The following is a 20,935-nucleotide window of genomic DNA, read 5'->3' on the forward strand; positions in this document are numbered from 1 at the left end:
ACGGACCACGGCAAGCGCGAGGACGACCACGGCAAGCGCGAGGACGACCACGGCAAGCGCGAGGACGACCACGGCAAGCGCGAGGACGACCACGGCAAGCGCGAGGACGACCACGGCAAGCACGAGGACGACCACGGCAAGCGCGAGGACGACCACGGCAAGCGCGAGGACGACCACGGCAAGCACGAGGACATGAGCTCCCACGGCCGTTCGTAACGCCCCCACACACCTATCCCCTGTGCTCACGCACGCTGCCGGTACGAACCAGGCGCGGGCGGCGAGCATGGGGGAAGGGTCCGGGCCGATAGCGAATGAAAGTCACCGGACAGTTTCAGGCAATGGTGAACATTAAGATCTGAACAGCCCATTTGGCTGCTATAACGTCCTTCCTGGGTGGGCGCACGGGGGAGGACAGCCCAATGGCCGGTACGCACGGCATCCATGTCCACGGTGATGTCGAGGGCCAGGTCGTCGTCGGCGACCATAATGTCGTCATCAACGCCGCGCGGGGCTCATCCGTCAGCGTACGGAGCGAGGGCCCGCCGCCCACGCGGCGGCGCACCCGCCCCGCGGGCCGCGCCCTGCCCGACCGCGCGCCCCGACTTCTGGGGCGTGATCACGAACTGGCCGCACTGGAGCGGTGGTTGGGACAGGGCTACCCGGTGCAGGTCTACGGCCCGCCCGGGGTCGGAAAGTCCGTACTACTGCGCCGTTACGCCGCGGACGCCGCGGCGAGCGGCCGAGACGTGGTGTATCTCCCGGCGGCGGGCGTGCCGGCCGAGGACCTCGTCCAGGAGCTCTTCCACGCCTGCTACGAGGCGGAGGACTACAAGCCGGAGCCGGCCAGGGTGCGCCGGCTTATGGGGTCGGTGCAGGCACTGCTCGTCATCGACGACTTCCAGGGCTCGACCGCCGAGCTGGCCGAACTGATGGACGCCGCGCCCGGCTGCGATGTGCTGCTGGCCACCGCCGAGCGCCACACGTGGGACGAGGGGCGGGCGCTTCGCCTCGAGGGCCTCCAGGAGGAGCCCGCGCTGGCGCTGCTCGGGGAAGAGTTACGGCGGCCACTGCGCGACGAGGAGTACGAGGCGGCCGGACGGCTGGTCACGGCCGTCCGGGGCCATCCGCTGACGCTGGTGCAGGCGGCGGCGGAGGCGACCTTCGAGGTGGACGAGGACGCGCGGGTGACGGGGCTCGCGAATGGGCTCAGCGACGCCGCGGCCGTACTCCTGCGCCTGCTGGACTCGCTGTCCCCGCTGTCGCTGTCCGCGAAGCTGCTGCCGATCCTGGCGGGGAGCGTGGACAAGACCGCGATCACGGAGCTGACCTCCCTGGCCCTTATCGGCTCCTCCGGCACGGGCTACCGCACCACCGGCCGCGTCGCCCACCTGGTCGCCGAGCGCACCGGCCCGGCCCGGAACGCGGGTCAGCTGGCGCCCGCCCTGACGGCCTGGGCGGCCGCGACAACGGCCACCCGTCGAGACATCGCCGCCGAGGCCCCCCTCATCTGCCACGTTCTCGCGGCGGCGGCACGCGCCCGCGACCATGCGGCCGTCTGCACCCTGGCCCGTACGACGGCCCCCGCCCTGGCCCGCTCCCTGCGCTGGGGCGCCTGGCACCAGGTCCTCGCCTTGGGCGCGGCCGCGGCCCGCGCACTGGGCTCGGCCGCGGACGAGGCGTACTTCCGCCAGGAGGAGGAGGTGCGCAAGCGCGCACTGGGCGTGGTGGCCCTGGCGACGGCCGGCGGGGCGCTGGCCGCCGGGGGCGTGATCGGCCATGTTGCGGGCACCGCGGGTCACGGCGGCGCGGCTGCCGGGAAGACGGGGCTCGCCGCTGCCGCCTCCAACCCGGCGGCGATCACCGCGGCGGTAGCCGCCTTGGTGGTCGGCGGGGTCTTCGCGGGCCTCGCCACCGCGGGCGACGGACCGCCGCGGGCGAAGCCAACCCCCACCGGGCAGGTCACCTTCCTGGCGCCGACCGGCGCCCGGCCCCCTGCCCCGACCTCTGCTGCCGCTGGGGCCCCCACCCGGCCCCCGTCGCCTGACCGCACCTCCCGCACCCCGACCAAAGCCACGACGCCCCCGCCGACGGCCCGGATCACCTCATCGCCGCCCACGGACTCCAGCCAGGACCGCGTCAAATGCAAGCTGGATCCACTGGGTGGGCACGACTTCCCACAGGTGCCGGCGGGCGGCTCGGCCACTCACGACGTCACATGGACCACGTTCTGGGAGTGCGACGACGAGAAGACCCTGACCGTCGACAAGGCGGACCCCGGCCACGTGGCATTCAGCGTGAATCCCACCTCATGCCCCAGGACCGCCCACCCCGGTCGGGCGCTCCTGGCCTCAGCCCCCTGCCGGTACACCGTCAGCTTCCATCCCCCGGCGTCGGCCGAACCGGGCACCCGGTACCAAGCCCAAGTCATCATGCGCGACGACTGGGGCAGGCTGTCCATGACGCTGAGTGTGTACGGCACCGTGCCCGCCGGGCCCACGGCGGGCTCGACCAGCGCGTCAAGCACACCGCCAACTCCCTAGCAAGAGCGCTACGATCGGCGCCCATCACAGGATCACATGGGGATAGATGCCGTGCAGTTGAGCGTCCGAGTCACTGCCGCCGAGGGCTGCCCCGGCGTACACGACCTCTACCGCTGGCTGACCGAGGACCCGGACGTCGCGGGCGCGGCCGAGGTGGCGCTGGTGGACGAGGACGACGGCGCGGAGGCCCTGGGAAGCCTGGAGGTCGTCTCCATCGTCGTCTCGAACCTCACGGCCATCGGCAATCTGATGCTGGCAGTCGCCACATGGCGCGACGCGCGGGCGCGGGGCGCGGAGACCCGCGTCGAGCGGGACGGCGTCTCCCTGCGGGTCGAGAGCACGGACCCGGAGACGATCCGCCGCCTCCTGGACCAACTTGAGGCCGAGCCCCCCGCCCCCTCCGCCGACCCGGAGCCCTCCACCACCCCCGAGTCGTCCCCGTGACCAGGCATCCTCGCACCAAGGAATCATCCAAAGCCCGCCTCTCCGACCCCTCGGCTTCCCGCGCGGTCCTTATCGAGGCCCACGCCTTCACCCGGGGCGGCACGCCCGCCCGGGACCGGCACCGGCACCTCGACGACCGCCCGTCGGTGGAGGCGGGCTGCCGACGGCTGGCGGAGCTGTTCCAGGACCCTGCCGTATGGGGCCTCCCCGAGACGCACTGCACGGTCGTCTCACAGCCGACGCGCGACACCATGCTGGAGGCCGTCCACCAGGCCGCGGTGGAGGCCACCGACACGCTCGTCGTCTACTACGCGGGCCACGGCCTCCTCTACCCGCGCAGCGGCGACCTCCACCTGGCCGTACCGGAGACGACGAAGGACAAGTCCTTCACGGCCGTGAAATACGACGACCTGCGCGACATCCTGCTGAGCGCCACCCAGGTCCGCCGTAAGGTCGTCATCCTCGACTGCTGCTTCAGCGGCACCGCCCTGCGCGGCCCCCTGTCGGCCGACGCCGACGCCATCCGACTGGCCGACGTCGAAGGCACCTCGGTACTGGCCGCCTCCCACGCGACCAAACAGGCCCTCGCCCCCCGCGGGGAGCAGTACCCGGCCTTCACCGGCGAGTTGATAGCACTCCTCGCGGACGGCGACCCCGACTCACCCGAACTGTTCACCATGGCGGACATCTACGACCGCGTGGACCGCTCCCTGATGCGCAAGAATCGCCCCCGCCCCCAACAACTCAACCGCGACCGCGGCGCCCACATCTCCGTGGCCCGCAACCGCACCCCCCGCGCCGACACGGAGCCCCCCTCCTCGCCGGGGCCCCACCCCCACAGCCGCAAGCGCACCGCCACCGCGGCCATGCTGGCCCTCGCCGCGTTGGCGGGCCTCGTCTTCTGGCTCCTCCCCGAGGACAACAACACCCCCTGCGGCGCGGCCTACTCCACCTTCGACCGGGGGGACGGCGTCAAACAGCACGAGGTCTCCATCGACGTGGTCCACGACGCGGCGTGCAAGGGGGACTTCGACGCCATGGAGGTGGCCATGGACCGCGGAGGCTTCGACGGGACGGGCTTCTCGGCCGCCGCCCCGGACAAGGTCATCGCCGCCTGGAAGAAGCGTCCGGACCGTGAGTCCTTCCTCCGGACGCTCGCCACCGTGCTGGAGCAGCGGCCGAACGTCGCCCAGGGCGGCCCGACCTTCTCCATCCGCAAGGCGGTGGCCACCTGGGAACGAGGCGCGGGCACCAAGCCCGACACCCACTACCGATGGTCGGGCTACTACCTCTGCACCGGCCGCGCGGACTCGGAACACCCGGCCTGCGACCTGTAGCTTCCGCGGGCACATCACGCGACGGGGAGCCGTCAGGCATGCGGACTGCCCGATCATGCTCACGGCCGGATGCCACAGGGAGGGGGCAGTGACAGGCGGATGATCTCGGGCGGGGCTGTTCCTCCAGGAGCAGCGGACTCACACGAGGCCGGGGAAGACCGTCGGCGTCGGGGCGCGGCGACGGCTCGGTAGGCTGGGTGGCATGTCTGATGCTCCCGTTCGTGTTCGCTTTGCCCCCTCTCCGACCGGTATGTTCCACGTGGGCGGTGCTCGCTCCGCTCTGTACAACTGGTCGGTGGCGCGACAGTCCGGCGGGACGTTCGTCCTGCGGATCGAGGACACGGACACGGCCCGTAACCAGCCCGAGTGGGTGGACGGGATCATCAGCGCGCTGGCGGCGATCGGGATCAACGAGTCGGACCCGGCCTTCGAGGGTCCGTACTTCCAGTCGCAGAACGCCGACCGGCACCGTGAGGCCGCCGACCAGCTCTACGCGGCGGGGAAGGCGTACTACTGCGACTGCACCCGCGAGCAGCTCAAGGAGCGCACCGGGTCGGAGCACCTGGGGTACGACGGGTTCTGCCGAGATCGCGGGCTGACGTATGAGCCGGGGCGGGCGCTGCGGTTCCGGACGCCGGATGAGGGGGAGACCGTGGTGGTCGACCTGGTCCGGGGGAAGCCGGCGTTCCCCAACAGCGCGATCGAGGACTTTGTGATCGCGCGCGGGGACGGCTCGCCGGTATTCTTGATCGCCAACGTGGTCGATGATCTCGATGAGGGGATCACGCAGGTCATCCGGGGTGAGGAGCACCTGTCGAATACGCCGAAGCAGCAGCTGCTGTGGGAGGCGCTGGGCGCGAAGGCGCCGGTGTGGGCGCATCTGCCGGTGATCGTGAACGAGAAGCGGCAGAAGCTGTCCAAGCGCCGGGACAAGGTGGCGCTGGAGGACTACCTGGCCGAGGGCTATCTGCCCGAGGCGATGGCCAACTACCTGATGCTGCTCGGGTGGGGCCCGGGCGATGATCAGGAGATCCGGCCGTACGAGGAGCTGGAGCGGCTGTTCAAGATCGAGGACGTGGGCACGTCGCCGGCGTTCTTCGATGTGAAGAAGCTGACCGCGTTCAACGGCGAGTACATCCGTGGGCTGGCGCCGGAGGTGTTCGTCGAGGCGTGCGCGCCGTGGCTGAAGGCTCCGTACGCGCCGTGGCCGCCGGAGGCATACGACCAGGCGGTCTTCGAGGCGGTCGCGCCGCTGGCGCAGACGCGGCTGTCGGTGCTGTCGGAGATCACGAAGTACGTGGACTTCCTGTTCCTGGACGAGCCGGTGGACGACGAGGCGTCGTGGAACAAGGCGATGAAGGCGGGGGCCGATGAACTGCTGCGGGATGCCCGGGCTGAGCTGGGTGCCGCGGAGGAGTGGAAGGCCGAGTCGCTGAAGGCCGCGCTGGAGTCCGTGGCCGCCGAGCACGGCCTGAAGCTGGGCAAGGCGCAGGCCCCGGTCCGGGTCGCGGTGATGGGCCGTACGGTCGGTCTGCCGCTGTTCGAGTCGCTGGAGGTGCTGGGGCGGGAGCGGGTGCTGGCTCGGCTGGAGGCGGCTCAGGAGCGGTTGGCCGCGCGGTAGTCGGGGCGTTTCCTCCGCGACTTCCCCTGGTCCCCGCACCCGCCAGGATCAGGTCAGGGCCACACCAAGCAGTACGGCTGGTGCCCCGCCTCGTGCAGCCGGTGCGAGAAGTCCTGCCATTCGTGCAGCAGCTGATAGACCGTGAAGGCGTCGCGCGGGCCGCCGCGGTCGGGGACCGTGGACCAGATGAAGGCCGCGGCGCCGACTGCCTCTTCGCCTACTCCGCGCAGGGGGTCCACGGCGGTCATGGGGAGTTTGACGACGGCGTAGTCCGGGTGGAGCACGACGAGTTCGAGCGGGGGGACCTTGTGGAGAGGGACGCCCTCGATGCCGGTGAGGACCATCGCCGCGACCGTCTCCGGCTTGATCTTGGTGAACATGCCGTGACCGAGCTCGTCGCCGCCGAGCTCCTCCGGGCGCATGGAGATGGGGACCCGGGCCGCCGTGGCCCCGTCGGGCGCGCCGAAGTACTTGTAGGTCACCCCCATGCGGCCCCCGCTTCTGCTCGCCCTGCCCGCGTCGTCTCGCCGATGGCGTCCGGGCCGGGCGCGCTCGGGGCCTCGGTCGTCAGTCCCTTCACCCAGTTCGCCACTGCGATGCATATCTCCACCCGACCACTCGCGGCCACTACCGCGCAACCCGATCAATGTTAGAGAGACCTCCCCCACGTCCGGGCTGTGAAACGCCCGGCGGCAGGACTCCGTCCGGCTCTGACAACATGGCTTGCGTGAGCTATCCGTACGCAGCCCCAGTTTCGCAGACGCTTTTCGATCGCGCGGCCGTCGTGACGCCCGGTGGCGTGAACTCTCCGGTGCGGGCGTTCCGCGCCGTCGGAGGTACGCCCCGCTTTATGGTGTCCGGTGATGGTCCGTACCTCACCGATGCCGACGGACGCGAGTATGTGGACCTCGTGTGCTCGTGGGGACCGATGATCCTCGGCCATTCCCATCCCGAGGTGACGGCGGCCGTTCAGGCGGCCGTCGCGCGTGGTACGTCGTTCGGCACGCCAGGTGAGGGCGAGGTCGCGCTCGCCGAGGAGATCGTGGCGCGGGTCGCGCCCGTGGAGCAGGTTCGGCTGGTGTCGTCGGGCACCGAGGCGACGATGTCGGCGATCCGGCTGGCCCGTGGGTACACCGGCCGGGCCAAGGTGATCAAGTTCGCCGGTTGTTACCACGGCCATGTGGACGCGCTGCTGGCCGCGGCCGGGTCCGGGGTGGCGACCTTCGGGCTGCCGGACACCCCGGGGGTGACGGGGGCGCAGGCCGGGGAGACCGTCGTGCTGCCGTACAACGATCTGGAGGCGGTGCGGGAGGCGTTCGCCGCGCACCCCGGGGAGATCGCCTGTGTGATCACCGAGGCGTCGCCGGGCAACATGGGCGTGGTGCCGCCGCTGCCCGGGTTCAACGCGGGGCTGAAGCAGCTGTGCGCCGACAACGGCGCGCTGTACATCTCCGACGAGGTCATGACCGGCTTCCGGGTCTCCAAGGCCGGCTGGTACGGGCTCGACGGCGTGGAGCCGGACCTGATGACCTTCGGCAAGGTCATGGGCGGCGGCTTCCCGGCCGCGGCCTTCGGTGGGCGCGCCGAGATCATGGCGCGGCTGGCCCCGGCGGGCCCGGTCTACCAGGCGGGCACGCTGTCCGGGAACCCGATCGCGACGGCGGCGGGGGTCGCGCAGCTGCGGCTGCTGGACGACGCGGCGTACGAGAAGGTCGACGCGGCCTCCGGGCGGCTTCGGGCCATGGTGACGGAGGCGCTCGCCAGGGAGGGCGTGGCGCACCGGCTGCAGGTCGCGGGCAATATGTTCTCGGTCTTCTTCACGGCCGACGAGGTCACCAACTACGAGCAGGCCAAGGCGCAGGAGTCGTTCCGCTTCACCGCCTTCTTCCACTCGATGCTCTCGCAGGGCGTCTATCTCCCGCCGTCCGCCTTCGAGTCGTGGTTCGTCTCCACGACACACGATGACCAGGCGCTGGAGCGGGTGGCGGCGGCTCTGCCGGGGGCGGCGCGGGCCGCCGCCGAGGCGACTGAATGATGGAAGACATGACAAAGAGCGAGAACGACATCACCGTCGTCCATGTGATGCGCCACGGCGAGGTGCACAACCCCGAGGGCGTGCTGTACGGGCGGCTGCCCGGGTACCACCTCTCGGAGCTGGGCCGCCGGATGGCCGACCGGGTCGGTGAGCATCTGGCCGACCGCGACATCACGCATGTGGTCGCCTCCCCCCTGGAGCGGGCGCAGGAGACGGCGGCGCCGATCGCCAAGGCACACGGGCTGGATGTGGCGTCGGACGAGCGGCTGATCGAGGCGGCGAACGTCTTCCAGGGGAAGACGTTCGGCGTCGGCGACGGCGCGCTGCGCAAGCCGGGCAACTGGCGCCATCTGAGCAACCCCTTCCGGCCGTCGTGGGGCGAGCCCTATATCGACCAGGTGGTCCGGATGATGGCGGCGCTCGGGGCGGCGCGGGATGCCGCACGCGGCCATGAGGCGGTCTGCGTCAGCCATCAGCTGCCGATCTGGATCGTGCGCAGCTTCGTGGAGCGGCGGCGGCTGTGGCACGACCCGCGCAGGCGGCAGTGCACGCTGGCCAGCCTCACCACCTTCACCTACCGGGGCGACAAGATCGTGTCGGTCGGCTACAGCGAACCGGCCCGCGATCTCGTACCGGCCCATCTGCTCGCGGGTGCCAAGCCGGTGAAGGGGGCCTCCAAGGGGTTCGGCGCCTGAGTGGCGCATAACGGCACCGGGTAGCGCGCGGTAATCGCCCGGAGACATTGCGTCGACAATGTTCCCGAAATGTAACTGACCGCGTCCATTCGGAACCCCGCTATTCGTCTCGCCATCTCACGGGTTGCCCGCTCAACCCGGGCAACCAGTACGGCGAGTTGCGAATTGAGGGCGTTATGCGTGAGGTCAGCCGGAGGGGGATCCTCGGTCTTGGCATGGGAACGGTGGCGTCACTGACCGTCGCCGGCTGCTCCGACTTTGGGTCCATGAGCCGCCGCGGCGCGAAGCCGAGAAGGACGACCCAGGCGAAGCCGATCGGCGACGGCTCGACCTCGCACGGGGCGCAGCGGCCCAAGGACCCGAAGCCGGAGCGGCTGGAGCGGGGGCAGAAGCCGCCGCAGTTCGTGATCTTCTCGTGGGACGGCGCGGGAGAGGTCGGCAACGGTCTCTTCCCGCGGTTCCGCAAGCTCGCCAAGGACCACGGCGCGACCATGACCTTCTTCCTCTCCGGGATCTACTGCCTGCCGGAGTCGAAGAAGTCGATGTACAAGCCGCCCAACAACCCGGTCGGCGCCTCCGACATCGGCTATCTCAGCGATGACCACATCAAGGCGACGCTGCGGAACGTCCGTGCGGCATGGCTCGAGGGCCATGAGATCGGCACCCACTTCAACGGCCACTTCTGCGGGGGGAGCGGCTCGGTCGAGCACTGGACGCCCGCCCAGTGGAAGTCAGAGATCGACCAGGCCGTGTCGTTCGTCACACAGTGGCGGACGAACACCGGCTTCACGGACGTCGAACCGCTGCCCTTCGACTACCGCAAGGAGCTCATCGGCGGTCGCACCCCGTGCCTGAAGGGCCAGACGAATCTGCTGCCGACCGCCCGGGCGCTCGGCTGGCGCTATGACGCCAGTTCGCCCGGCGGGCGGCAGGTGTGGCCCTCGAAGAAGCAGGGGCTGTGGGATTTCCCGCTGCAGCAGATTCCCTTCCCCGGACACTCTTTCCAGGTCCTGTCCATGGACTACAACGTGCTGGCCAATCAGTCGCGGAATTCAACGAATGCCCCGCCCGCGAATTACCCGGCCTGGCGCAGGCAGGCCACCGGGGCGTACATAGCCGGTTTCCAGCGGGCGTACGAGACCAATCGCGCACCGCTCTTCATCGGTAATCACTTCGAGCAGTGGAACGGCGGTATCTATATGGACGCCGTCGAGGAAGCGCTGAAGCATATGGCCGACGAGAAGCGGAAGGACGTCCGGCTGGTGTCCTTCAAGCAATTCACCGACTGGATGGACGCCCAGGACCCCGCCGTCCTCGCGGAGCTGCGCAGGCTCGAAGTGGGCGAGGCGTGGAGCCCGAGCGGCCGCTGACGCCTTGGTCGCGAGGGGGCGGGGGAGCGGCCGAGGGGGGTGGCGAAGATTCCCAAATCGGCCATGCGAAACTTTTCACATGAGTGCCTGCCGCGCCCCTCGGCGCCTCGCGACCCGCCGTCGCGCAACCGTGCTGGCCACCGGGGCCGCGGTTGCCGCGCTGTCCCTGACCGCCTGTGGCTCGGGCGGCACCTCGGGCGGCTCCGCCGATACCAAGTTCGTCCAGGGCAAGGGCGGGGTGGACACCGTGCCCAAGGGGGACCGCAAGGACGCCCCCGAGATCTCGGGCAAGACCCTGGCGGGCAAGCCGCTCGATGTGGCGGACTACAAGGGCAAGATCGTCGTCCTGAACGTCTGGGGATCGTGGTGCGCGCCCTGCCGGGCGGAGGCGCCGAACCTCGCCAAGGTCGCCAAGGACACCAAGGCCAAGGGCGTGCAGTTCATCGGGATCAACACCCGTGACTCCAACCGAGCCCCCGCTCTCAGGTTCGAGAAGGACTTCGGCGTCGACTACCCGAGCCTGTACGACCCGATCGGCAAGCTCATGCTCCGCTTCCCCAAGGGCAGCCTCAACCCGCAGGCCATCCCGTCGACGATCGTCCTGGACCGGGACGGCAGGATCGCCGCGCGCGCCCTCGCTCCGCTCAGCGAGGAGAGCATGCGCAAGATGCTCGCCCCGCTGCTCGCGGAGAAGTGACCTCCGTGTCCACTCTCGCCGCCGCCACTGATCCCAACCAGACCATCCTCACGGGGGCGCTGCTGCTGGCGCTGCCGGTCGCCCTGCTCGGCGGGCTGGTCTCCTTCTTCTCGCCGTGCGTCCTGCCGCTGGTGCCGGGCTATATGTCGTATGTCACCGGGGTCACCGGGACCGACCTGGCCAAGGCCAAACGCGGCCGGATGCTCGCGGGCGCCTCGCTCTTCGTCCTCGGCTTCACCGCGGTCTTCGTCTCCGGAGGCGCTCTCTTCGGCAATTTCGGCTGGACGCTGCAGGAGCACAAGGAGACCATCTCCAAGATCCTCGGGGTCGTCACGATCGTGATGGGCCTCGCCTTCATGGGGCTGCTCAAGGGGTTCGGGCAGCGGGAGTTCCGCTTCCACATCAAGCCCACGATGGGTCTCGCGGGCGCACCCGTGCTGGGCGCCCTGTTCGGCGTCGGGTGGACGCCGTGTCTGGGGCCGACGCTCACCGCCGTCAACGCCCTGGCACTCAACGAGGCGAGCGCGGGGCGCGGAGCGCTGCTCATGGCGGCGTACTGCTTGGGGCTCGGGCTGCCGTTCGTCGCGGTGGCGGTGGCCTACCGGCGGGCGCTCGGTGCGTTCGGCTGGGTCAAGCGGCACTACGTGTGGGTGATGCGGGCCGGGGGCGGGATGCTCGTCGTCCTCGGGGTGCTGCTGCTCACAGGAGTCTGGGACAGCATGATGGGCGACATGCAGACCTGGGCTCTGCGCTTCAACGTTGGGATCTGATCGATGTCCACCACCGATACCGACACCGGCACCACGGCCGAAGGGGCGGCCGGCAAGGCGGCCGACGGCGCCGCGGCCGCCGATGAGCGCGAGCTCGGCGCGGCGGGGTCGCAGCTGTCCACCGCCCCGGCCGAGGAGATCAACGTCCCCTCGCTGGGGCCGCTCGGCTGGGCCCGGTGGTTCTGGCGGCAGCTGACCTCGATGCGCGTCGCGCTGCTGCTGCTCTTTCTGCTCTCCCTCGGTGCGATCCCCGGCTCGCTGATCCCGCAGACCAGCATCGACGCGCTCAAGGTCCAGAGCTTCAAGGACAAGCACCCGACGCTGACCCCGATCTACGAGAAGCTGCAGCTGTTCCACGTCTACAGCTCGGTGTGGTTCTCGGCGATCTATCTGCTGCTGTTCATCTCGCTCGTCGGCTGCATCGTGCCGCGCACCTGGCAGTTCATCGGCCAGCTGCGCGGCCGCCCGCCGGCCGCTCCGCGCCGGCTGACCCGGCTCCCCGCGTACACCACCTGGCGCAGCGACGCCGACCCGGAGCAGGTGCTCAAGGCGGCCCAGCAGATCATGAAGCGGCGCCGCTTCCGCACCGAGGCGACGGGTGACGCGGTCGCCGCGGAGAAGGGCTATCTGCGCGAGGTGGGCAATCTGCTCTTCCATATCGCGCTGATCGTGCTGCTGGTGTCCTTCGCGGCGGGACAGCTGTGGAAGAGCGAGGGCTCCAGCCTGATCACCGAGGGTGGCGGCTTCTCCAACAGCCTCACCCAGTACGACGACATCAAGACGGGGCAGCTGTTCAAGAGCGACGACCTCGCCCCCTTCAGCTTCCAGCTGGACCACTTTGCCGCGACCTACGAACGCAGCGGCCCGCAGATGCGCACCCCGCGCACCTTCCGTGCGGATGTCACCTACTGGGACGGCGTGGACGGCCCGGCGCGCAAGACCTCGATCAAGGTGAACGAGCCGCTGGAGATCTCCGGCTACAAGGTCTATCTCCTCAACCACGGCTACTCGCCGGTCGTCACGGTCCGGGACGGCAAAGGCAATGTGGTCCACAAGGGTCCGGTGGTCGGGCTGCCGATCGATGGCGCCAACCTCACCGAGAGCATGGTGATCAAGCTTGGCGACTACCGCGACAAGAACGGCAAGAAGGAGCAGGTGGCCTACCAGGGGCAGTTCCTGCCGACCTGGGTGCGCAGCCGGGGGATGTTCTCCCAGTTCCCGGCGCTCGACAATCCGGCGCTGGTGCTGACCGCCTACCACGGCAGCCTCGGCATCGACGGCGGTACGCCGCAGAGCGTGTACCAGCTGGACAAGTCGCGGATGAAGCAGTTCCTGGAGCCGGACGGCAAGACCAAGTTCGCCCGGGCGCTCGCTCCCGGCGACACCATGAAGCTGCCAGGCGGCGCCGGAACGCTGACCTTCGACGGCGTCAAGAGCTGGGCCAGCTTCCAGATCTCGCACAAGCCGGGTGACCAGGGCGCCCTCATCGGCGCCGTCGGGGCCCTGGTGGGGCTGGCCGCCTCCCTGTTCATCCAGCGCCGCCGGGTGTGGGTGCGGGCGGCGGCAGGCGACGACGGCACGACCGTCGTCGAGATGGCCGGGCTCGGCCGCAGCGAGTACGCCAAGCTGCCCGAAGAGCTGGCCGATCTGGCCGTCCGTCTGCAGACGGACGCACCCCCCGCTTCGGAAGCGGAACCCGACCCGGAAGCCGCACCGGAATCCGCAGCCGACACCGCGGATCCCGCAGATCCTGCCGAAGGAGCGCGCGCGTGAACCTCGCCGCCGAAGTCAACGAGAACCTGGCTCATTACAGCAACCTGCTGATCTACTCGGCGATGGCGGTCTACACGCTCGCCTTCCTCGCCCATATCGCCGAGTGGGTGTTCGGCAGCCGCAGCGCCGTCGGCCGCACCGCCGCCGCGCTCACCGCCGACACCGCGGCCGCCGGCCGCGCCCAGGCCATCGTGCGGGTCGCCGAGAAGGGCGGCGGCACCGCCGTACTGGAGCGCCCGAAGATCGTCACCCGCTCCGCCGCGGGCAGCCGTGACGTCCCGGACGGGCCGGGCGCCGCGGGCACCAGCGAACAGGGCGATGTCTACGGGCGCGTCGCGGTCGGCCTGACCGTACTCGCCTTCCTCTTTCATGCGGCGGGTGTCATCGCCCGGGCGCTGTCGGTGCAGCGCGCCCCCTGGGGCAACATGTACGAGTTCTCCACGACCTTCGCCGTGGTCGCGGTCGGCACGTACATCACCCTGCTGCTGTTCAAGAAGAATGTGCGCTGGATCGGCCTGCCTCTGGTCACCACGGTCCTCCTCGACCTCGGACTCGCTGTCTCTGTCTTGTACACCGCCAGCGACCAGTTGGTTCCGGCCCTGCACTCGTACTGGCTCTGGATCCACGTCAGCTGCGCGATCATCTCCGGCGCCGCGCTCTACATGGGCGCCCTCTCCACGCTGCTCTACCTCTTCCGCGACCGGTACGAGGCGCAGCTGGAGGACCCGGAGCGGAAGCAGTTCGGCCGGTTCGCCAGGTCGGTTCTGGAGCGGGTGCCATCGGCGGCGTCGCTGGACAAGTTCGCGTACCGCATCAACGCCACGATCTTCCCGCTGTGGACCTTCACGATCATCGCGGGCGCGATCTGGGCCGAGGCCGCCTGGGGCCGCTACTGGGGCTGGGACCCCAAGGAGGTCTGGTCCTTCATCACCTGGGTCGCCTACGCCTGCTACCTGCACGCCCGCGCCACGGCCGGCTGGAAGGGGCGGAAGGCCGCGTACCTCGCCCTGATCGCCTTCGGCTGCTACCTGTTCAACTACTACGGCGTCAACATCTTCGTGACCGGCAAGCACTCCTACGCCGGGGTCTGACCGGGCCGCCTGGCGCGCCCGTATGTGACGGGTCATACAGGGAGGCGTACGAGCACACCGGCTCGTACGCCTCCTTGCCGCAACGTCTCACTCGTTCGCGTCCCCGGAACCCTCGCCCTTGCGGCGCAGCTCCTCCTCGCGGCGGCGCAGATCCGCCTCCCAGCTCTTCAGCCGCTCCTCGTCGTCGTCCTTCGGCTGCTCCTCCCGTTCCTCCCGTTCCTCCCGTTCCTCCAGGGACTTCAGGAACTCGGGGTTGTCGTCCGGCGCGACCCACTCCCGCCGGGCCGCCTCGGCGGGCGCGCGCTTGCGGCCCACGATCAGCCAGGAGATGGAGCCGACGACCGGGAACAGCAGAACGAGGAGGGCCCAGAGGGGCTTGGGGATATAGCGGACGTCCTGCTCGTCGGTGGTGATGCAGTCGATGAACGCATAGATGCTCAGTGCCAGCGGCACCAGGATCATCAGCACCCGGAGCATGAGGCGATCCCCCTGCGTGTGGTGATCGGGGCCGGTCGTACGGGCCCCAGTTACGGGACCAGGGTAGTGCGTACCGGATACTGGAACGCATGGCTTATGACGATCTTCGTTCCTTTTTGCGGGCGCTGGACAGGGAGGGCGACCTCAAGCGGATCAAGGCCGAAGTCGATCCGTATCTGGAGATCGGCGAGATCGTCGACAGAGTCAACAAGGCGGGCGGCCCCGCGCTGCTCTTCGAGAACGTCAAGGGTTCGGCCATGCCGCTGGCCATGAACGTCTTCGGTACCGACCGCCGGCTCCTCAAGGCCCTGGGACTGCGCTCGTACGACGAGATCAGCGAGAAGATCGGCGGGCTGGTCAAGCCCGAGCTGCCGCAGGGCTTCGGCGGGTTGCGGGAGGCGTTCGGAAAGCTCGGCGCGATGGCGCATGTCCCGCCGAAGAAGGTGAAGGAGGCGCCGGTCCAGGAGACGGTCCTCACCGGCGACGACGTCGATCTGGACGCGCTCCCGGCGCTGTTCACCTGGCCCGAGGACGGCGGGTCCTTCTTCAACCTCGGGCTCACGCACACCAAGCACCCGGAGACCGGAGTGCGCAACCTCGGCCTCTACCGCCTCCAGCGCCATGACCGCCACACCATCGGGATGCACTGGCAGATCCACAAGGACAGCCGCAACCACTACCAAGTCGCGGCCAGGCGGGGCGAGAGGCTGCCGGTCGCGATCGCCTTCGGCTGCCCGCCCGCGGTGACGTACGCGTCCACCGCGCCGCTGCCCGGCGACATCGACGAGTACCTCTTCGCGGGGTTCATCCAGGGCAAGCGGATCGAGATGGTCGACTGCAAGACGGTGCCGCTCCAGGTCCCGGCCAACGCCGAGGTGGTGATCGAGGGTTGGCTGGAGCCCGGGAAGACGCTGCCGGAGGGCCCGTTCGGCGACCACACGGGCTTCTACACGCCGCAGGAGCCGTTCCCGGCCCTGACCATCGACTGTGTGACGATGCGGTCCCGGCCGCTGCTCCAGTCCATCGTGGTGGGCCGGCCGCCGACCGAGGACGGGCCGCTGGGGAGGGCGACCGAGCGGTTCTTCCTTCCGCTACTCAAAATCATCATTCCGGACATCGTGGACTACCACCTCCCCGAGTCGGGCGGCTTCCACAACTGTGCGATCGTCTCGATCGACAAGAAGTACCCCAAGCACGCCCAGAAGGTGATGCATGCCATCTGGGGCGCCCACATGATGTCCCTCACCAAGCTGATCGTCGTGGTCGACGCCGACTGTGATGTGCACGACCTGCACGAGGTGTCCTGGCGCGCGCTGGGGAACACGGACTACGCCCGCGACCTGACCGTGGTCGAGGGCCCGGTCGACCATCTCGACCACGCCTCGTACCAGCAGTTCTGGGGCGGCAAGGCGGGCATCGACGCCACCGCGAAGTGGCCCGAGGAGGGCTATACGCGCGACGGCGGCTGGCCGCGCATGGTCGAGTCCGACCCGGCGACCGCCGACCGTGTGACGCGACGTTGGAAGGAATACGGGCTGTGAGTTCGGCTGCCGCGGCGGTGCCGCAAACGGGACGCACCAAGGCCTTTTTGCGCCTGGTGATGATCGAGCACTCCGTCTTCGCGCTGCCCTTCGCCTACACCGCCGCGCTCACCGCGATGCGGCTGTGGGACGGCACCGTCCACTGGGCGCGGCTGCTGCTGATCACAGTCGCGATGGTCGGCCTGCGCACCTTCGCGATGGCCTGCAACCGGATCATCGACCGCGAGATCGACGCCCGTAACCCGCGCACCGCCGGCCGTGATCTGGTCACCGGCGCCATGTCGGTGCGCACCGCGTGGACCGGCGCCCTGATCGCGCTCGTCGTCTTCCTGGGCTCGGCCTGGCTGCTGGGGCCGCTGTGTCTGGCGCTGGCGCCGGTCGCGGTGGTGCCGATGGTGGTCTATCCGTACGGCAAGCGGTTCACCGACTTCCCGCACGCGATCCTCGGCCTCGCCCAGGCCATGGGCCCGGTCGGCGCCTGGATCGGGGTCACCGGCGAGTGGTCCTGGGACGCGGTGATCCTGGGGCTCGCGATCGGCATCTGGATCGGCGGCTTCGACCTGATCTACGCCTGCCAGGACGTGGCGGCCGACCGGGCGCACGGGGTGCGGTCGGTCCCGGCGCGTTTCGGCGTCCCGGGGGCGCTGTATGGCGCGCGTGCCTGCCATATCGTCACCACGTTGCTGCTGGCCTGGTACGCGCTGGCCACGGACGCCGGGGTCTTCTTCTGGCTGGGTCTGGTGATCGTCGCTGGGGCGTTCGCCTACGAGCACTCCATCGTGAAGCCGGGCGATCTGTCCCGGCTGAACCGGGCCTTCTTCACGGTCAACGGCTTCATCGGCATCGCGCTGTTCTGCTGTGCGCTGCTGGACCTGGTGGTGCGGGGCCTGAGCCTGTGAGAGCCGCCGGACGGCGGCGGATAGGCTCGGTGTGTGGAGCCGCCGCACGAGCCGTACTACAGGCCGCACGAACAGCCGCATGCGCAGCCGCATGACGACGTGAGCAGGCGCCGGCCCTGGGTGGTCGGCGTGTCCGGCGCGTCCGGGACGCCGTACGCCGCCTCGGTGCTGCGCGCGCTGCTTCAGGCGGGGGAGTCCGTGGATCTGGTGATCAGTCGGGCGTCACGGCTGACGCTGCTGGACGAGACGGGCATCGCGTACCGGGACGCGCACTGGCGGGACGATCTGCGCCGCTGGCTGGCGCGCGGCGCGGACGGCACGCCCGACGCCTTCGATGTGGACGTGGAGACGGCCGACATACGGCACTGGGCGGCCGGGGATCTCGCCGCCGGGCCGTCGTCCGGCTCGTACCAGGTCAAGGGGATGCTGATCGTCCCGGCGAGCACGGCGTGCGTGGCCGGGGTGGCCCTGGGTCTGTCGAAGGATCTGCTGCAGCGGGCCGCGAGCGTGATGCTCAAGGAGCGGCGCGGGCTCGTGGTGGCGGTGCGGGAGACGCCGCTGAACGGACAGACGCTCAGGCATCTGGTGACGCTGGACGAGGCGGGCGCGATCGTGCTGCCCGCATCGCCGGCGTTCTACGCGGGGGCGACGCATATCCAGGATCTGGTGGACTTCGTCGCGGGGCGGGTCCTGGACGCGGCGGGGGTGCCGCACAAGCTGTACCGCCGGTGGGAGGGGGAACTCGGTGGGGACCGGGGGAACGGCTAGTGGGCCTTGCTACGGGCCGCTCCATGGACGCGCTCAGCGCGTCCAGCGCTTGCGGGCGCGGGCGGCGCGGGCCGCTACGACGGCCGCGCGGCGGGCCGCGCGGGAGGCGGGACGGACGTTCGCACGCGAGCGGTTGGCCAGGTCCCGCAGCTCCAGCATGCGGGCTTCAACACCTTCGATCGTGTACACGGTGAGTCTCATCTCCTGAGGAAAACTGATCGAACGGCTAGAAGATTTGCAGGGGTTGTGGCCCTAGTGCCTTAGATTCTACATGTAATGATGCTCTGACTCTGAATAATGGAAGGCGCTCGGCATATGGACGCGGTGGACAGGCAGCTCATCCAGGCCCTGCGGGAGAACGGGAGGGCCTCGTACGCGGAGCTCGGCAGGCTCGTCGGCCTCTCCGGGCCCAGCGTCACGGACCGGATCAACCGCCTGGAGGCGGCCGGCGTCATCACCGGCTATCGCGCGACCGTTGACGCCGCGTCGCTCGGGCTCGGCGTCACCGCCCTGATCGGCATTCAGCTCTCCGACGCCACCGACCACGAGGACGTGGCGGGGCGGCTGCGCGACCTGGCCGAGATCGAGGACTGCTGGTTCATCGCGGGCGACGACTCGTACATGCTCAAGGTGCGCGCCTCGGACGTGGACGGCCTGGAGCGCACCATCCGGCGGCTCTCCCGGACCAAGGGCGTCTCGCGCACCCGCACCACGATCGTGTTGTCCACGAAGTGGGAGAACCGGGTCGGGGAACTCCCCGAGGACATCGAGGCGTAGTCTCGGCCAAGGCCGACGTCGGCAGACGGCCGAGGCTCGTATCGAAGACGGCCGAGGCACGTACCGGCAGAGGGCCGAGGCCGGCATCGGCAGACGTAGGGCAGACGTATGGGAGGCGGCCGCGTGACGGTGACCACACACGACGTGGGTTTCAAGCGGGAGTTGGAACAGAAGGTCCGCGCCGGGGAGCGGCTCTCGCGCGAGGACGGCATCGCCCTGTACGAGTCCGACGATCTGGCCTGGCTCGGCGGTCTCGCCCATGAGGTGCGCACGCGCAAGAACGGCGACGTCGTCCACTTCAACGTCAACCGTCACCTCAACATGACGAACGTGTGCACCGCGTCCTGCGCGTACTGCTCCTTCCAGCGCAAGCCCGGCGAGAAGGACGCGTACACGATGCGCATCGAGGAGGCCGTCCGCCTCGCCAAGGGGATGGAGAACGAGAACCTCACCGAGCTCCATATCGTCAACGGCCTCCACCCCACGCTCCCCTGGCGCTACTACCCCCGGTCGCTGAAGGCGCTCAAGGAGGCCCTGCCGCAGGTCTCGCTGAAGGCCTTCACCGCCACCGAGATCCACCACTTCGAGAAGATCTCCGGGCTCGGCGCCTCCGAGATCCTCGACGAGCTGATCGACGCCGGCCTGGAGTCTCTGACCGGCGGCGGCGCGGAGATCTTCGACTGGGAGGTGCGGCAGCACATCGTCGACCACGACACCCACTGGGAGGACTGGTCGCGCATCCACCGGCTCGCGCACCAGAAGGGGCTGAAGACCCCGTCCACGATGCTCTACGGACACATCGAGGAGCCCCGGCACCGGGTGGACCACGTGCTGCGCCTGCGGGAGTTGCAGGACGAGACCGGCGGCTTCCAGGTCTTCATCCCGCTGCGTTACCAGCACGACTTCGTGGACATGAAGGACGGCAAGATCCGTAACCGCCTTCAGGCCCGCACGACCATGGCGACGGGCGCGGAGGCGCTGAAGACCTTCGCGGTCTCGCGGCTGCTGTTCGACAACGTCCCGCACGTCAAGGTCTTCTGGGTGATGCACGGTGTCCAGACCGCCCAGCTCGCGCTCAACCACGGCGCGGACGACATGGACGGCTCGGTCGTCGAGTACAAGATCACGCATGACGCGGACAACTACGGCACCCCGAACAAGCTGACCCGCGACGATCTGCTGGACCTCATCCGGGACGCGGGCTTCCGCCCGGTGGAGCGGAACACCCGCTACGAGATCATCCGCGAGTACGAGGGCCCGGACCCGGCGCGACGCGAGGCACCCCAGCCGATGCGGGCGTGAGCCCGCTGCCTCTCGCGGCGGGCCCGACCGGCCCCACGACGGCTGTCTGAGCGACGCTGAGCGGGGCACCCGGGGCGCATGACCCGAGCGGCGAGCCCCAGGAGCCCCGAAGACCCCGAGGACGCGTACACCGCCGAACCCTTCGTCCCGGAAGGCGCCGACCTGGCCGCCCTGCGGCGGGCGGCGGCCGAGTGCCGGGGCTGCCCGCTGCACCGTGAGGCGACCCAGACCGTCTTCGGAGCGGGGGACGCGGAGGCCCGGGTGGTCCTCGTCGGTGAGCAGCCCGGCGACCAGGAGGACCGGCAGGGCAAGCCCTTCGTCGGCCCGGCGGGCAAGGTGCTGGACCGGGCGCTGGACGAGGCCGGTATCGACCCGGACGAGACGTACATCACCAACGCCGTCAAGCACTTCAAGTTCACCCATGTCCCCGAGCGCGGCAAGCGCCGGATCCACAAGCCGCCGAGCCTGCGCGAGATCTCCGCGTGCACACCCTGGCTGGCCGCGGAGCTGGCGCTGATCGAGCCCGAGGTGGTCGTGGCGCTGGGCGCGACAGCCGGGAAGGCGCTGCTGGGGTCGTCGTTCCGGGTGACCAAGCAGCGCGGAATGCTGCTGGAGGGCGACGAGACCGGGCCGGCGCGCGGAGAGCCGGTGGTGCCCACGATCCACCCCTCCGCCGTCCTGCGGGCCGACGACCGGGAGGCCGCGTACGCGGGGCTGGTGTCGGACCTGAGGGTGGCGGCGGAGGCGCTGAGCGGGGCGCCGCCTCGCTGAGCTGTGCGTTTTGGGGAGCCGGGCGCC

At 69.8% G+C, this 20,935-nt stretch carries 20 protein-coding genes and 1 pseudogene; 18 read left to right on the plus strand and 3 right to left on the minus strand.

The features are described 5' to 3' along the window. The 5 genes and pseudogenes from ABZU99_RS13650 to gltX form a co-directional block, all read left to right on the plus strand. Window positions 1-216: pseudogene (locus ABZU99_RS13650) on the plus strand (hypothetical protein); the annotation flags it as partial. Window positions 217-419: 203 nt separating this feature from the next. Continuing rightward, entirely contained in the window at window positions 420-2,540 is a 2,121-nt protein-coding gene (locus ABZU99_RS13655; RefSeq protein ID WP_355939950.1) for an ATP-binding protein, read from the plus strand. 36 nt (window positions 2,541-2,576) lie between these two features. Continuing rightward, complete coding sequence (locus tag ABZU99_RS13660) at window positions 2,577-2,984, plus strand: hypothetical protein (protein WP_355939953.1); 408 nt, start codon at window positions 2,577-2,579, stop codon at window positions 2,982-2,984. After that, a complete protein-coding gene (locus ABZU99_RS13665; RefSeq protein ID WP_355939956.1) occupies window positions 2,981-4,321 on the plus strand; it encodes a caspase family protein in 1,341 nt (446 codons plus the stop codon). The genes ABZU99_RS13660 and ABZU99_RS13665 overlap by 4 nt, the downstream gene beginning before the upstream one ends. Before the next feature lie 202 nt (window positions 4,322-4,523). Next, entirely contained in the window at window positions 4,524-5,942 is a 1,419-nt protein-coding gene (gltX, locus tag ABZU99_RS13670; protein ID WP_355939959.1) for a glutamate--tRNA ligase, read from the plus strand. 53 nt (window positions 5,943-5,995) lie between these two features. Here the strand turns inward: gltX and ABZU99_RS13675 are convergent, their stop codons facing one another. Then, window positions 5,996-6,544 (minus strand): hypothetical protein, encoded by a 549-nt coding sequence (locus tag ABZU99_RS13675; protein ID WP_355939962.1) that lies wholly within the window; start codon window positions 6,542-6,544, stop codon window positions 5,996-5,998. A 116-nt stretch (window positions 6,545-6,660) separates the two neighbouring features. Between ABZU99_RS13675 and hemL the strand changes: the two genes are divergently transcribed. The 7 genes from hemL (at window position 6,661) to ccsB (ending at window position 14,373) form a co-directional block, all read left to right on the plus strand. Further along, window positions 6,661-7,977 (plus strand): glutamate-1-semialdehyde 2,1-aminomutase, encoded by a 1,317-nt coding sequence (gene hemL, locus ABZU99_RS13680; RefSeq protein ID WP_355939964.1) that lies wholly within the window; start codon window positions 6,661-6,663, stop codon window positions 7,975-7,977. An 8-nt stretch (window positions 7,978-7,985) separates the two neighbouring features. Continuing rightward, complete coding sequence (locus tag ABZU99_RS13685) at window positions 7,986-8,672, plus strand: histidine phosphatase family protein (protein ID WP_355939967.1); 687 nt, start codon at window positions 7,986-7,988, stop codon at window positions 8,670-8,672. A gap of 176 nt (window positions 8,673-8,848) precedes the next feature. After that, entirely contained in the window at window positions 8,849-10,042 is a 1,194-nt protein-coding gene (locus ABZU99_RS13690; protein ID WP_355939969.1) for a hypothetical protein, read from the plus strand. Between the two features lie 79 nt (window positions 10,043-10,121). Continuing rightward, a complete protein-coding gene (locus ABZU99_RS13695) occupies window positions 10,122-10,739 on the plus strand; it encodes a TlpA disulfide reductase family protein (RefSeq protein ID WP_355939972.1) in 618 nt (205 codons plus the stop codon). 5 nt (window positions 10,740-10,744) lie between these two features. Further along, complete coding sequence (locus ABZU99_RS13700; protein ID WP_355939975.1) at window positions 10,745-11,509, plus strand: cytochrome c biogenesis protein CcdA; 765 nt, start codon at window positions 10,745-10,747, stop codon at window positions 11,507-11,509. A gap of 3 nt (window positions 11,510-11,512) precedes the next feature. Beyond that, window positions 11,513-13,282: a cytochrome c biogenesis protein ResB gene (locus ABZU99_RS13705; RefSeq protein WP_355939978.1), complete on the plus strand. Its 1,770-nt coding sequence runs from the start codon at window positions 11,513-11,515 to the stop codon at window positions 13,280-13,282. After that, complete coding sequence (ccsB, locus tag ABZU99_RS13710; protein ID WP_355939981.1) at window positions 13,279-14,373, plus strand: c-type cytochrome biogenesis protein CcsB; 1,095 nt, start codon at window positions 13,279-13,281, stop codon at window positions 14,371-14,373. Before ABZU99_RS13705 ends, ccsB begins: the two co-directional genes overlap by 4 nt. 87 nt (window positions 14,374-14,460) lie before the next feature. On the opposite strand, the gene ABZU99_RS13715 is transcribed toward ccsB, so the two are convergent. After that, window positions 14,461-14,850: a PLD nuclease N-terminal domain-containing protein gene (locus ABZU99_RS13715; protein ID WP_355939984.1), complete on the minus strand. Its 390-nt coding sequence runs from the start codon at window positions 14,848-14,850 to the stop codon at window positions 14,461-14,463. Between the two features lie 89 nt (window positions 14,851-14,939). Between ABZU99_RS13715 and ABZU99_RS13720 the strand changes: the two genes are divergently transcribed. The 3 genes from ABZU99_RS13720 (at window position 14,940) to ABZU99_RS13730 (ending at window position 18,058) form a co-directional block, all read left to right on the plus strand. Further along, window positions 14,940-16,391, plus strand: a complete 1,452-nt coding sequence (locus tag ABZU99_RS13720) for a menaquinone biosynthesis decarboxylase (protein ID WP_355939987.1) — start codon at window positions 14,940-14,942, stop codon at window positions 16,389-16,391. Continuing rightward, window positions 16,388-17,290 carry a menaquinone biosynthesis prenyltransferase MqnP gene (gene mqnP, locus ABZU99_RS13725; RefSeq protein WP_355939990.1) on the plus strand — a complete coding sequence of 301 codons (903 nt, stop codon included), beginning with the start codon at window positions 16,388-16,390 and terminating at the stop codon, window positions 17,288-17,290. The genes ABZU99_RS13720 and mqnP overlap by 4 nt, the downstream gene beginning before the upstream one ends. 99 nt (window positions 17,291-17,389) lie before the next feature. Beyond that, complete coding sequence (locus ABZU99_RS13730) at window positions 17,390-18,058, plus strand: UbiX family flavin prenyltransferase (RefSeq protein ID WP_355940643.1); 669 nt, start codon at window positions 17,390-17,392, stop codon at window positions 18,056-18,058. Between the two features lie 33 nt (window positions 18,059-18,091). Here ABZU99_RS13730 and ABZU99_RS13735 read toward each other — a convergent pair whose 3' ends face one another. Next, entirely contained in the window at window positions 18,092-18,259 is a 168-nt protein-coding gene (locus ABZU99_RS13735) for a hypothetical protein (RefSeq protein WP_355939993.1), read from the minus strand. 114 nt (window positions 18,260-18,373) lie between these two features. On the opposite strand from ABZU99_RS13735, the gene ABZU99_RS13740 reads away from it, so the two are divergent. The 3 genes from ABZU99_RS13740 (at window position 18,374) to ABZU99_RS13750 (ending at window position 20,908) form a co-directional block, all read left to right on the plus strand. Next, window positions 18,374-18,835: an Lrp/AsnC family transcriptional regulator gene (locus ABZU99_RS13740; RefSeq protein ID WP_355939996.1), complete on the plus strand. Its 462-nt coding sequence runs from the start codon at window positions 18,374-18,376 to the stop codon at window positions 18,833-18,835. Between the two features lie 108 nt (window positions 18,836-18,943). After that, window positions 18,944-20,137 carry an aminofutalosine synthase MqnE gene (gene mqnE, locus ABZU99_RS13745; RefSeq protein ID WP_355939999.1) on the plus strand — a complete coding sequence of 398 codons (1,194 nt, stop codon included), beginning with the start codon at window positions 18,944-18,946 and terminating at the stop codon, window positions 20,135-20,137. A gap of 78 nt (window positions 20,138-20,215) precedes the next feature. Then, window positions 20,216-20,908: a UdgX family uracil-DNA binding protein gene (locus ABZU99_RS13750; RefSeq protein WP_355940002.1), complete on the plus strand. Its 693-nt coding sequence runs from the start codon at window positions 20,216-20,218 to the stop codon at window positions 20,906-20,908. Window positions 20,909-20,935 lie beyond the last annotated feature (27 nt).

This window comes from Streptomyces sp. NPDC005266, from assembly GCF_040607655.1.
Classification (GTDB): domain Bacteria; phylum Actinomycetota; class Actinomycetes; order Streptomycetales; family Streptomycetaceae; genus Streptomyces.

Bases quoted from the DNA above. Each gene is read 5' to 3' on its own strand.
- mqnE (WP_355939999.1), top strand. From the start codon at position 18,944: ATGGGAGGCGGCCGCGTGACGGTGACCACACACGACGTGGGTTTCAAG.
- ABZU99_RS13660 (WP_355939953.1), top strand. From the start codon at position 2,577: ATGGGGATAGATGCCGTGCAGTTGAGCGTCCGAGTCACTGCCGCCGAG.
- ABZU99_RS13685 (WP_355939967.1), top strand. From the start codon at position 7,986: ATGACAAAGAGCGAGAACGACATCACCGTCGTCCATGTGATGCGCCAC.
- hemL (WP_355939964.1), top strand. From the start codon at position 6,661: ATGGCTTGCGTGAGCTATCCGTACGCAGCCCCAGTTTCGCAGACGCTT.
- ABZU99_RS13715 (WP_355939984.1), bottom strand. From the start codon at position 14,850: ATGCTCCGGGTGCTGATGATCCTGGTGCCGCTGGCACTGAGCATCTAT.
- ABZU99_RS13735 (WP_355939993.1), bottom strand. From the start codon at position 18,259: ATGAGACTCACCGTGTACACGATCGAAGGTGTTGAAGCCCGCATGCTG.
- ABZU99_RS13740 (WP_355939996.1), top strand. From the start codon at position 18,374: ATGGACGCGGTGGACAGGCAGCTCATCCAGGCCCTGCGGGAGAACGGG.
- ABZU99_RS13690 (WP_355939969.1), top strand. From the start codon at position 8,849: ATGCGTGAGGTCAGCCGGAGGGGGATCCTCGGTCTTGGCATGGGAACG.
- ABZU99_RS13655 (WP_355939950.1), top strand. From the start codon at position 420: ATGGCCGGTACGCACGGCATCCATGTCCACGGTGATGTCGAGGGCCAG.
- ABZU99_RS13675 (WP_355939962.1), bottom strand. From the start codon at position 6,544: ATGCATCGCAGTGGCGAACTGGGTGAAGGGACTGACGACCGAGGCCCC.
- ABZU99_RS13705 (WP_355939978.1), top strand. From the start codon at position 11,513: ATGTCCACCACCGATACCGACACCGGCACCACGGCCGAAGGGGCGGCC.
- ABZU99_RS13720 (WP_355939987.1), top strand. From the start codon at position 14,940: ATGGCTTATGACGATCTTCGTTCCTTTTTGCGGGCGCTGGACAGGGAG.
- ABZU99_RS13695 (WP_355939972.1), top strand. From the start codon at position 10,122: ATGAGTGCCTGCCGCGCCCCTCGGCGCCTCGCGACCCGCCGTCGCGCA.
- gltX (WP_355939959.1), top strand. From the start codon at position 4,524: ATGTCTGATGCTCCCGTTCGTGTTCGCTTTGCCCCCTCTCCGACCGGT.
- ABZU99_RS13750 (WP_355940002.1), top strand. From the start codon at position 20,216: ATGACCCGAGCGGCGAGCCCCAGGAGCCCCGAAGACCCCGAGGACGCG.